The organism is Mesorhizobium wenxiniae (assembly GCF_002284535.1).
Classification (GTDB): Bacteria; Pseudomonadota; Alphaproteobacteria; order Rhizobiales; family Rhizobiaceae; genus Mesorhizobium; species Mesorhizobium wenxiniae.
In genome coordinates this window covers 34,508-46,016 of sequence record NZ_NPKH01000016.1, presented here as the reverse complement: position 1 = coordinate 46,016, position 11,509 = coordinate 34,508, and the positions used below count along the sequence as shown (strand labels likewise).

7 protein-coding genes and 3 pseudogenes are annotated in these 11,509 nt (G+C 64.0%); 9 read left to right on the top strand and 1 reads right to left on the bottom strand.

Annotated elements, in window-relative coordinates:
* Both CIT31_RS08105 and apnL read left to right on the top strand, forming a co-directional pair.
* On the top strand, positions 1–1,035 hold the full coding sequence (locus CIT31_RS08105) for a Gfo/Idh/MocA family protein (protein ID WP_095518174.1): 1,035 nt from the start codon (positions 1–3) through the stop codon (positions 1,033–1,035).
* Positions 1,032–2,870 carry a D-apionate lactonase gene (gene apnL, locus CIT31_RS08100; protein ID WP_095518173.1) on the top strand — a complete coding sequence of 613 codons (1,839 nt, stop codon included), beginning with the start codon at positions 1,032–1,034 and terminating at the stop codon, positions 2,868–2,870. Before CIT31_RS08105 ends, apnL begins: the two co-directional genes overlap by 4 nt.
* 2 nt (positions 2,871–2,872) lie before the next feature.
* On the opposite strand, the gene CIT31_RS08095 is transcribed toward apnL, so the two are convergent.
* Positions 2,873–3,586, bottom strand: coding sequence for a transcriptional regulator NanR (locus CIT31_RS08095; RefSeq protein ID WP_095518172.1), 714 nt, complete (start codon positions 3,584–3,586; stop codon positions 2,873–2,875).
* 143 nt (positions 3,587–3,729) lie between these two features.
* On the opposite strand from CIT31_RS08095, the gene oiaX reads away from it, so the two are divergent.
* From oiaX to CIT31_RS35000, 7 genes and pseudogenes are all read left to right on the top strand, one after another.
* On the top strand, positions 3,730–4,980 hold the full coding sequence (gene oiaX / locus CIT31_RS08090; protein ID WP_095518171.1) for a 3-oxo-isoapionate-4-phosphate decarboxylase OiaX: 1,251 nt from the start codon (positions 3,730–3,732) through the stop codon (positions 4,978–4,980).
* Between the two features lie 4 nt (positions 4,981–4,984).
* On the top strand, positions 4,985–6,319 hold the full coding sequence (locus tag CIT31_RS08085; protein WP_095518170.1) for a four-carbon acid sugar kinase family protein: 1,335 nt from the start codon (positions 4,985–4,987) through the stop codon (positions 6,317–6,319).
* A gap of 401 nt (positions 6,320–6,720) precedes the next feature.
* Complete coding sequence (locus CIT31_RS08080; protein ID WP_245316143.1) at positions 6,721–7,371, top strand: helix-turn-helix domain-containing protein; 651 nt, start codon at positions 6,721–6,723, stop codon at positions 7,369–7,371.
* Positions 7,372–7,461: 90 nt separating this feature from the next.
* A complete protein-coding gene (locus CIT31_RS08075) occupies positions 7,462–8,112 on the top strand; it encodes a 2Fe-2S iron-sulfur cluster-binding protein (RefSeq protein ID WP_095518169.1) in 651 nt (216 codons plus the stop codon).
* 7 nt (positions 8,113–8,119) lie between these two features.
* Positions 8,120–8,953: pseudogene (locus CIT31_RS08070) on the top strand (FAD binding domain-containing protein); the annotation flags it as partial.
* A gap of 9 nt (positions 8,954–8,962) precedes the next feature.
* Positions 8,963–11,250: pseudogene (locus CIT31_RS08065) on the top strand (xanthine dehydrogenase family protein molybdopterin-binding subunit).
* A gap of 55 nt (positions 11,251–11,305) precedes the next feature.
* Positions 11,306–11,485, top strand: a pseudogene (locus CIT31_RS35000) (hypothetical protein); the annotation flags it as partial.
* Positions 11,486–11,509 lie beyond the last annotated feature (24 nt).

The window sequence follows — 11,509 nt, the reverse complement described above, 5'->3', positions numbered from 1 at the left end:
ATGGCGGAGCTGCGAGGAGCGCTGATCGGCTGCGGCTTCTTTGCCGTCAACCAGATGCACGCCTGGCGCGACATCGAAGGTGCCTCGATCGTCGCCATTTGCGACCGCGATCCGGAACGGCTCAAGGTGGTCGGCGACCAATTCGGCATCACGCGGCGCTACACCGACGCGGCGGCACTTTTTGCCGGCGAAAGCCTCGATTTCGTCGATATCGCCACCACCGCGCCGAGCCACCGTCCGCTCGTCGAGATGGCGGCGCGGCACCGCGTTCCCGCAATCTGCCAAAAGCCGTTCGCGCCGACGCTGGCCGACGCCAAGGCCATGGTGACGGCCTGCTCCGACGCCGGCGTGCCGTTGATGGTGCATGAAAATTTTCGCTGGCAATCGCCGATCCAGGCAGTGCGCGCCGTGCTCGACAGCAATGAAATCGGTACGCCCTTCTTCGGACGGATCTCGTTCCGCTCGGCCTATGACGTGTTTTCCGGCCAGCCCTATCTGGCGACGGGAAAGCGCTTCATCATCGAGGACCTCGGCATCCATAGTCTCGACATTACCCGCTTTCTGCTGGGCGACGTTTCGACTATCACGACACGAACCGCTCGCATTAATCCCAACATTGCCGGCGAGGACGTCGCTACAATGCTGATGGACCACAAGAGCGGCGCAACGTCCGTGGTCGATTGCAGCTATGCGACGAAGCTCGCGACCGAGCCGTTTCCGCAGACGCTGGTCGAGATCGACGGCAGCGATGGCACGATCCGGCTCGAGCAGAATTACCGGCTCACAGTCACCGGCAGGAACGGAACGGCGGTCAGCGACGTCTCGCCGCCGCTGCTGCCTTGGGCATTGCGGCCGTGGCACAACATCCAGGAAAGCGTCGTCGCCATTCAAAAGCACTGGGTCGACTGTCTGGCGAACGGGACCGAGCCGGCAACTTCGGGTGCGGACAATCTTAGGACATTGGCGCTGGTCGAGGCCGCCTATGCGGGGGCTGCGAGCCGGGAGCCGGTACAGCTCGACGCTCTGCTCAGATGACCGCCGACGCCTTCCTCCTCTATGGCACGCCCGCGGTCGAGGCCGAGCCGGTCAGGTTGCGCGCCGGCGCGCTCACTGCGGAGTTCGTCAATGGCAATCTGCGCACCATCCGCTATGGCGGTGTCGAAGTGCTGCGTGCCATCGCCTATATCGTCAGGGATCGCGACTGGGGCACCTACGAGCCGGCACTCACGGACCTGACTGTAGACCAGGGTGCCGATAATTTCTCCGTCAGCTATTCGGCAAGTTGCGTCGGACCAGAGGGAAACCGGCTCGACTTTCGCGCGACGATCGAGGCTTCCGCCGACGGCCAGTTGGTTTTCGACGTGAGCGCGCTTCCCGAAAACGATTTCGAGACCAATCGCTGCGGCTTCTGCATCCTGCATCCGATTGCCGGCCTGGCCGGCAGCCCGGTCACGGTCGAGCACACCGACGGCAGCTTGGTGGAAACAACGCTTCCGTTTTGGATTGACCCTTGGCAGCCCTTCAAGGATTTGCGGGCGATCACCCATGAAGTCCGGCCCGGCTTCACCGCCGAATGCCGGATGGAAGGCGACGCGTTTGAGATGGAGGACCAAAGGAACTGGTCGGATGCCTCCTACAAGACCTATGTCCGTCCGCTCGCCCTGCCATGGCCCTATGTGCTGCCTGCCGGCGAGACGCTGCGCCAGACGATCAGCTTGCGCATCTCCGGCGCCGTGAAGGCGCCGGCTGCCGCAGCGGCAGCTGAATCTGTCCGCGTCGAGCTCGGCGAGGCCGGACCGCCGCTGCCGGATATCGGCGTGATCATCTACCCGGATGAGATCGATGCCGCGCTTGAAAATCTGCCGATGCTGTCCGCGCTTGGCCCGCAACAGCTGATGTTCCACTATGATCCGACGAGCGGCCACGGACTCGATGCCTTGCAGTCCTACGCCCGGCTCGCCGCAGCTTACCCCGCCGAGACGACGCTTGAATGCGTGGTTGCCTGCACCGGCGATGTCGATCCCGAACTCTCCGATGTCGCCGGCATCGTCCGCCAAGCCGGACTAAAGCTCTCGGCCATTGCCGTTTCGCCCTCGGTCGACCGGCAGTCGACGCCGCCGGGCAGCGCATGGCCGCAATGCCCGCCACTGGAGGACGTCTATGCCGCGGCGCGCCGCGCCTTTCCCGATATCCGCCTCGGCGGCGGCATGTTCAGCTATTTCACTGAGTTGAACCGCAAGCGCGTTCCCGCCGACTTGCTCGATTTCGTCACCCACTGCACATGTCCGGTCGTGCACGCCGCCGACGATCTCAGCGTCATGCAATCGCTTGAGGCGCTGCCTTTCATCACCGGATCGGTGCGGGCGATCTTCGGGCCAAAACACTACCGGATCGGCCCGTCGACCATTGCCATGCGGCAGAACCCCTATGGCGGTGCGACCAAAGCCAATCCGCACCGTCAGCGCATCGCCATGGCCGACCGGGATCCTCGCCATGCCGGCATGTTCGCGGCAGCATGGACGATCGGCTATGCCGCGCGCGTCGCGCCGGCCGGGCTGGAGATGCTCACGCTGTCCAGCTTCACCGGACCGTTCGGCGTTCTGGCGGCATCCGGGGAACCCGTCGGCGAAGGTGAACCCCGGCCGATTTTCGAAGCTATCAAGGGGCTTTGCGAACTGGCCGGCTTCAGGCACTTAGCGGCGAGGACTAGCGATGAGACGCGGGTGCTCACGCTGGCCGGCCGTTCTCCCGCGGGCCAGACCGTCATGTGGCTGGCGAATCTGACGGCGAGCGAAGTTACGGTTGATATCTCCGGGTTCGAACGACGCCACCTTGTGATGCCGCCTTACGCGATCACCCGGATCGGGTGAAATCAGTTGCCGGAATTCATCACGTAGAGCGCGCGCGAGCGCTCGAGGTGCTTGATCATCGCCTTCTCGGCTGCGTCCGCATCCTTCTGCTCGATGCGCCCGATGATCTCTTCGTGCTCGGTCAGCGTGAAGTTTTCCTTGCCGGTCCAGATCAGCATCTCGGTGTGATATTCCTTCAGCCAGCCAAGCATCGCTTCGCTGACCGCGACATAAATCGGGTTGCCGGATATTGCCGCGATCTGGGTATGAAACTTCATGTCCGCGGATATGAAGGCCTCGGAATCGCCGCGAAAGCTCCGCTGTTCGGCAACGGTTGCCCGCAGCCGCTGAACGTCCTCTGCTGTGGCCTTTTCGGCGGCCTCCCTGACCATGCCGCGCTCGAAGAAGATGCGGGCGTTCTTGAGGTGCTCCAGCGTGTCCTTCGATGACGACAGGATGATCTTGGCCGCGCCGTCGACCTGTTTGATGATCGACTTGGCGGTCAGCTGAAGCACTTTCGCCCGCTCGCCATGCGAGATCGCGACGAGACCCATATTGCTCAACGCCTGCATCGCTTCGCGGATCGCCGGCCTGCCAACCTCGAAGCGTTCCATCAGCTCGCGCTCCGACGGCATGTCGTCGCCCGGCTGCAATTCGCCGCTGGTGATCAGGCGCTTCAGCCTCAAAAACACTTCGTCGGAAAGCTTGCGCCGGACGATCGGCTCCGAACGGTTCATCGTCGCGAATCACTCCTTGACCGGTGTCTATTTAGCATTGTCGCCTCGATTCCCGGAATGCCTGCGCGAGAGCAGGATATCGCTTGCAATGCTTATGTACTCATTATACCAGATCTCAAATATCGGGGAACTTCTTTCGAGCTATGATCACCCTCACCTATCGCGTCGAAACCTCGGCGAGCATCGACGCGCTGGCGACCAAGATCGCAAGCGACCAGTCGACCGGAACCTTCGTTGCGCTGGCCGGCGAGACCGAAGAGCTCAAGGCGCGGGTGGCGGCACGCGTCCTGGCGATACGGTCTTTGCCGGACGCCGATCGTCCATCGCTTCCCGAAGCCAGCGACGGGCCCTTCAAGCGCGCGGATGTCGACATCGCGTTTCCGCTGGATGCCATCGGTACCGATCTTTCGGCGCTGATGACCATCGCCATCGGTGGCGCCTATTCGATCAAGGGCCTGTCCGGCATCCGCGTCGTCGACATGAAGCTGCCGGATGAGTATCGCAGCGCCCATCCGGGTCCGCAATTCGGCGTCACCGGCAGCCGCCGACTAACCGGCGTGGAGAACCGCCCGATCATCGGGACGATCGTCAAGCCGGCGCTGGGGCTTCGACCGCGCGAAACGGCGGAGATGGTGGGTGAGCTGATCGCCGCCGGGGTCGATTTCATCAAGGACGACGAGAAGCTGATGAGCCCGGCCTATTCGCCCCTGTCGGAACGGGTGAAGGCGATCATGCCGCTCGTCCTCGACCATGAGCAGAAGACCGGTAAAAAGGTCATGTATGCCTTCGGCATCTCGCATGCCGATCCTGACGAGATGTTGCGCAACCACGATCTGGTGGCGAAGGCCGGCGGCAATTGCGCTGTGGTCAACATCAACTCCGTCGGCTTCGGCGGCATGGCTTTCCTCAGAAAGCGCTCCAGCCTGGTGATCCACGCCCACCGCAACGGCTGGGACATTCTCACCCGTCACCCCGGGCTTGGCATGGATTTCAAGGTCTGGCAGCAGTTCTGGCGGCTGCTCGGCGTCGATCAATTCCAGATCAATGGCATCGCCTCGAAATATTGGGAGCCGGACTGGTCATTCGTGGAATCCTTCAAGGCGGTGACCACGCCGATCTTTTCGCCTGATGATTGCGCGTTGCCGGTCGCCGGCTCCGGCCAGTGGGGCGGACAGGCCCCCGAAACCTACCGGCGAACCGGCCGAACGGTCGATCTTCTCTATCTCTGCGGCGGCGGCATCGTCAGCCATCCGGACGGGCCGGGTGCCGGCGTGCGCGCCGTGCAGCAAGCCTGGCAGGCGGCGGTCGATGGTATCCCGCTGGCGGAGTTCGCGCTGACCCATCCCGAATTGGCGCGGTCGATCGACAAATTCGGCGACGGCAAAGCAGCCTGACCCCATGCAAAATCTGCTTCTCAGCTACTATGGCGATGATCTCACCGGCTCGACCGACGTCATGGAGGCGCTCGAGCTTGGCGGTGTGCCGACCGTGCTGTTCATGCGCCAGCCGGACAAGGCCCTGCTTTCGCGGTTCAGGCATTGCCGTGCCATCGGCCTGGCCGGCACCAGCCGCAGCGAGACGCCGCAGTGGATGGACACGCATCTGCGGGGCGCCTTGGCCTGGCTGAAGACCCTGAACGCCGAGATCTGCCACTACAAGGTCTGCTCGACGTTCGATTCCAGCCCAACGATCGGCAGCATCGGCCGGGCTATCGAGATCGGCCGCTCGGTTTTCAGCCAGGAAAGCGTGCCGCTGGTGGTCGGCGCGCCGCAGCTCAAGCGCTACACCGCCTTCGGCCATCTGTTCGCCAGCTACCGCGACAAATATTTCCGTATCGATCGCCATCCCGTGATGAGCCGCCACCCGACCACACCGATGGATGAATCCGATTTGCTGATCCATCTGTCGCGGCAGACAGACCTCACCTCGGGACTGGTCGACCTCGCGACGCTGCAGTCGGCGTCCCGATCGGAAGTGTTCGATCGGCTGACCGAAAATGGCAGCGATATCTTGCTTTTGGACGTCGACAGCCGCGAGACTCAGGCGCTTGCCGGCAAGGAGATGTGGCGCGTTCGCACGCCGGGCGGCTATTTCGTCGTCGGCTCTTCCGGGATCGAATATGCGCTGCTGGCCGAATGGGCGTCTAACGGGAGCGTCCGTGCCGAGCCCAGCTTTTTGCCACCGGGTGCGGCCGACCGGATCGCGGTGGTCTCGGGCAGTTGCTCGCCGACCACGGAACGACAGATCCGGCACGCTTTGACGGATGGTTTCGACGGGATCGAGGTGGATCCTGTCGAGTTGGTTTCTGAGGCCTCCGGCGACGCGATTGCACGTGCGGCAGCGAGCGGCCGCGCCAGTCTGGAAGCCGGTCGCAGTGTCGTCCTCTACACCGCCCTTGGTCCCGCAGCCGACCGCGGCGCCGAAATCGACCGGCAGGAAGGCGCCCGCCACAAGCTTGGCCGCGGCCTCGGCGAACTTCTTCGCGAACTGACGATCGAGCAGAAATTACAGCGCGTGATCATCGCCGGCGGCGATACTTCGAGCCACGCACTCGGCCAGATGGGGGTCGATGCGCTGACGGTGCGAATGCCGCTGCCCGGCTCGCCGGGCTCGCCGCTTTGCGTCGCCCACTCGCGCGTCAAGGCAATCGACGGACTGGAGATTGCGCTCAAGGGCGGCCAGGTTGGAAGCGATCGCTATTTCTGCGCCATCCGCGATGGGCTCGGTGATTGACAGGAGGCGCTGATTTGCCTGATCTCACGAGTTCTTGAACACGGCGCGGTTACCAAAGCACGATGCCTGTGCCACATAAACCGCCATCTGCGTAGCGGCGGGGCGGCGCACAACGCTCAAGCCGGGGCCTGCCGCGGCTCCGCGAGTGAACCAGCGGGATACCGCGATGTCATTCAGACCGTTGCTTGGTGACGGACGGGTTCGGAGCCAGGAAGAGAAGTCGGAACCCCCTGCAAACCGCGTCCTGGGTCAGCTCCTCGATCGTTTTCGACAATCGGCGGTGGGCGTGCCGGGAGGCAGAACTCCGCTGGACAGCCCCTCATCATCTGATCGTGCTGACCGAAGAAGGCGGAACGTCCCATACATCTATCCGGCACGAGGCAAGATCCCTCTACGACGGAATGGACCGCCCCGGAGCCCTCACCTTCGTCCCCGCAGGCGCGGAGCGGCAGGGCTTCTATCGCGATGTAAACCTCTCCTATTCAGCCTTGTGGGTCGATCCCGATATCAGGCTTCCTGGATGCGAACGCCTGAGAGATTTGCCGATCCTGGTGAACAAGAGAGACGTGGTCGTCGCCACGCTGCTGAGTTCGCTTCGCGACGAGATGGTACTCGGTCACAAGCCGGACACTGCCTATATCGAGCATCTGGTCGCCCTCGTCAGCCTCCGCGTGGCCAACCTGAACCGGGAGCAACGGCCGTCTGTACGTCACGGCTGTCTCAGCCGTCGGGCGCTTGGTCGAATTCGGGATTACATAGATGCCCATATGAATTCCGACATTTCGCTAAGCGAGCTGGCAGCTGTCGCGGACATGGCCGTCGACAGTTTTGCACGCCGCTTCAAGGCGACGACCGGCCTTGCACCCTATGCCTATGTGATCGAGGAACGCGTGCGGCGAGCGGAGATGCTGCTGCGCGAAACGGGTTTGTCGATCGGTAGCATTGCCTTTCGCCTCGGCTTTTCAAGCCAGAGCCACTTCACCACGACCTTCCGGCGTCTCAGGGGCATGACGCCCCGCGCCTATCGGGTGAATTCTTCTCCGGATTCCTGACATTGCCGCCGGTTTCTTGAAAGAAAGCCGCCGCGCGCACCCCCACCTCCAGTGTCGAAGAGCGACAAAACTGCGACTGGGAGATCAAGTATGGCCAAAACAGACAGCAGGAGGGGGCCGACGCGTCGAACGGTGCTGGAGGGCGGGGTGGCGACCGGCGTGCTCCTGGCTACCGGTATACCGGTTGACGCCGAGCCGGCCGACGCAGCCGCATCGCCCACGCCGGTACCGACGATGCCGATGTCCCTGCGGATCAACGCGAAGGATTTTGCCGTCGAACTCGACCCGCGAACGACGCTGCTCGACGCCCTGCGCAACCATCTCGGCCTTACCGGCTCAAAGAAAGGCTGCGACCACGGCCAGTGCGGCGCATGCACGGTGCTCGTCGATGGGCGCCGGATCAATTCTTGCCTGACGCTTGCCGCAATGCATAAAGGTGACGAGATCACCACGGTCGAGGGCCTTGCCGAGGGTGACCAGTTGCATCCGGTGCAGGCCGCGTTCGTCGCCCGCGATGGCTTCCAGTGCGGCTACTGTACTCCGGGCCAGATCTGCTCCGCGGTCGGTATGCTGGGAGAGGCCAGGGCCGGCTGGCCGAGCCATGCGAGCGCCGACGTGGCGGCGGCTTCCGTCGCCCTCACCGATGCCGAGATCCGCGAGCGGATGAGCGGCAACATCTGCCGTTGTGCCGCCTATCCGAACATTGTCGCTGCAATTCGCGACGCGGCAGAGGAGGCATGAGCGATGCAGCCGGCTGCCGCTCGATCGGATCGAGGAGACGGCGGACGGCGGGCTTCGGGTCGGCGCCCAAATCCGCAACAGCGATCTCGCCGCCGATCCGCGGGTGAGGTCTCGCTACCCGATGCTCACGCAAGCACTGCTGGCGGGAGCGTCCGGCCAGATACGCAACAAGGCCTCGACTAGCGGCAATCTCCTGCAGCGCACGCGCTGCCCCTACTTCTACGACCGCAACATGCCTTGCAACAAGCGCGAGCCGGGCTCGGGCTGCGCAGCGCTTCAGGGCTTCAATCGCATGCATGCCGTTCTCGGCGCGAGCGAAGCCTGCATCGCGGTCCATCCCTCCGACATGGCGGTTGCCATGTCCGGGCTCGACGCCAGGATCGAGACCATACTGCCCGGCGGCGACACCCGCGCGATCCCGATCGGCGATTTCCATCGATTGCCAGATGCGATGCCCCATGTAGAGACCGTGCTCGGCCACGGCGAGATGATCGCTGCGGTTACTCTACCGCCCCCGCCACCCGGCCGGCAGATTTACCGCAAGGTGCGCGACCGTGCTTCCTACGCCTTCGCGCTGGTGTCGGTGGCAGCAATCGTGGAGAAAAGCGGCGATCGTATCCGAGGCGCTCGGATCGCCATGGGCGGTGTGGCAGCAAAGCCCTGGCGCGCGACAGAGGCGGAGCGCACGCTCGCAGGAGCGGCGGCGTCCGACGGCGCCTTTACCGACGCGGCCGAAGCCGCGCTCGCAGGAGCCGTCGGACATGGCGCCAATGATTTCAAGATCCCGCTGGCGAAACGGACGATGCGGCACACGCTCGCTGCTGCCGTCGAGAGTGCGTGAGGTGACACGATGACAGAGACGAAGACCCGCGAGAACCGTCCTTCCGAAACGCGCACCGGCGTCGTCGGGCGCCCGATCGACCGCATCGACGGTCCGCTCAAAGTGACAGGCGGTGCCACCTACGCCTATGAGCATGCGCTGGATGGCACGGCCTATGGCTACATTCTCGGTGCCGCCGTCGCCAAGGGGCGCATCGCCGAGATCGACACGGCCGACGCCGAACGGGCGCCGGCAGTGCTGCTGGTCATGACGCACCGGAATGCGCCGGCCCAGCCGGATTTCGGCCCGGCGGTCACGCCGACGGTGCCGGAGGTCTTCACCCGCGCCCGGCCCGCGCTCAACAGCGAGCGGGTGCGGTATTACGACGAGCCCGTCGCGCTCGTCGTTGCGGAGACGTTCGAGGCGGCACGCGCTGCTGCCGGCCTCATCAGAGTGCGCTACGACGAGGAGCCGGGCCTCTACGATTTGCCGGGGCGTGTGGCCGACGCCTATGCACCGAAGCGGACCAACGCCGGCTTCGAGACCGACAGTGTGGTCGGCGACTTCGAGAGTGCCTTTGCGGCGGCTCCGGTCAAGATCGATGCTACTTACCGGACCCCCTTCGAACATCACAATCCGATGGAGCCCCATGCGACGCTCGCCGCCTGGTCAGGCAACGAGTTGACGATCCATACATCGGCGCAGACACTCGCGAACTTCCGGGCTGGGATCGCCAGCACGCTTCGCATCCCGCCCGAGCGTGTGCGTATCGTGAGCCCCTTCGTTGGCGGAGGCTTCGGCTCCAAGCTGATTGCCCATTCCGATACAATCCTGGCCGCGCTTGCAGCGCAGGTCCTGCAGCGTCCCGTTAAGATCGCGCTGACGCGACAGCAGATGTTCGCCAATGCCGGTCACCGCGCAGAGATGATCCAACAGGTACGTCTCGGCGCAGACATCGATGGGCGGCTCACCGGGGTCGCGCACGATGTCTGGTCCGCAACGTCCAGCTTCGAGGAGTACTGCGAGCAAACGGCAGTTTTTGCCCGCTCGCTCTACGCGGCGCCGAACCGTCTCACCCGCCATCGCCTGGTTCCGCTGGATATCAACCGCGCCGAATGGATGCGCTCGCCCGGCGAAGCGCCCGGCATGCTTGCTTTCGAATGCGCCATGGATGAGCTTGCCGAGCGGCTCGGCCTGGACCCGATCGAACTCAGGATCCGCAACGAACCGGAACAGGATCCCGAGCGCGGCGTGCCGTTCTCGACCCGCAATCTCGTCGCCTGCATGGAGGACGGCGCCCGCCGTTTCGGTTGGGAGCGGAGAAACCCGACACCCGGCCGCACCCGAGAGGGCCGGAAGCTCATCGGCTACGGCATGGCGGCGGCGATCCGTCCGAACTACATCGGCGCGGCGACGGCGCGGGTTGCACTCGACCGGGACGGTCGGGTGACGGCGCGGCTCGACATGACCGATATTGGACCGGCACTTATACGATCCTGACTCAGATCGCTGCGGAAAATCTCGGCGTGCCGATCTCGTCCGTCAAAGTGGAGTTCGGCGACAGCCGCTTCCCGCGTACCGCCGGCTCCGGCGGTTCCTGGGGCGCGGCAAGCGCGGGTTCGGCGCTGCATAACGCCTGCAACGCCCTCAAGCAACGGATCGTGGAGGCGGCGCGGTCGAGCGAAGCCTCGCCACTGCACGGCGCGAACGCCATCGAGGAAAGCTTTGCCGACAGCGAAGTCAGGTTCGGCCAGCGGTCGGCAGGCCTGGCCGACCTCATCCGGAGGATCGCTCCCGACGGGCTCGAGGCCGAAGGCTCCGTAGCCGCAGGCGCCGCCACCCAGTCATACAAGGCTTACTCGCAGCATTCCTATGGAGCACATTTCGCCGAGGTCGCAGTCGATTGCGATACCGGTGAGATCCGCATGCCCCGGATGCTGGCTGTGATGGGCGCGGGCCGTATACTCAACGCCAAGACTGCGCGCCCGCAAATCATCGGCGGCATGACCTGGGGGATCGGTGCCGCCCTGATGGAGCAGACGGTGCTCGACCCGCGCCACGGCCACTTCGTCAATCACGACCTTGCGGAGTATCACGTCCCGATCAACGGCGACGTCCCCGAGATGGAGGTCGTCTTCCTCGAGGAACATGACGATAAGGCCAATCCACTCGGCGCGAAGGGTCTCGGCGAGCTCGGCGTCTGCGGTGCGGGGGCTGCTATCGCCAATGCCATTTACAACGCGACCGGCGTGCGAGTGCGTGAATTTCCCATCACCTTGGACAAGGTTCTGCCTGCCTTGCCCCTGATCGCGATTTAACGCTGCAAGTTATCAGCTCCTCCCTTGCCCTCACTGGCGATCACGTCGGAACGTAGTCAAGGTTCTCAGCGCGGCGGTAAAAGTCCTGCTTTCGCACAACTATCATGACGGCGCGGAACATCACCGCTTCTTCTTCGAGCACTTCAAGTTCAAGGGCAAAGAGGCAGCCAATGCCTGCATGCAGATCCTGGCCGCGCGGGAACGTATCGCCGCTGAAATGTCCGTCGCCGGGTAGAAATCCCGGTAACACGCTGTACTA

Bases quoted from the DNA above. Each gene is read 5' to 3' on its own strand.
- CIT31_RS08105 (WP_095518174.1), top strand. From the start codon at position 1: ATGGCGGAGCTGCGAGGAGCGCTGATCGGCTGCGGCTTCTTTGCCGTC.
- apnL (WP_095518173.1), top strand. From the start codon at position 1,032: ATGACCGCCGACGCCTTCCTCCTCTATGGCACGCCCGCGGTCGAGGCC.
- CIT31_RS08095 (WP_095518172.1), bottom strand. From the start codon at position 3,586: ATGAACCGTTCGGAGCCGATCGTCCGGCGCAAGCTTTCCGACGAAGTG.
- oiaX (WP_095518171.1), top strand. From the start codon at position 3,730: ATGATCACCCTCACCTATCGCGTCGAAACCTCGGCGAGCATCGACGCG.
- CIT31_RS08085 (WP_095518170.1), top strand. From the start codon at position 4,985: ATGCAAAATCTGCTTCTCAGCTACTATGGCGATGATCTCACCGGCTCG.
- CIT31_RS08080 (WP_245316143.1), top strand. From the start codon at position 6,721: ATGGACCGCCCCGGAGCCCTCACCTTCGTCCCCGCAGGCGCGGAGCGG.
- CIT31_RS08075 (WP_095518169.1), top strand. From the start codon at position 7,462: ATGGCCAAAACAGACAGCAGGAGGGGGCCGACGCGTCGAACGGTGCTG.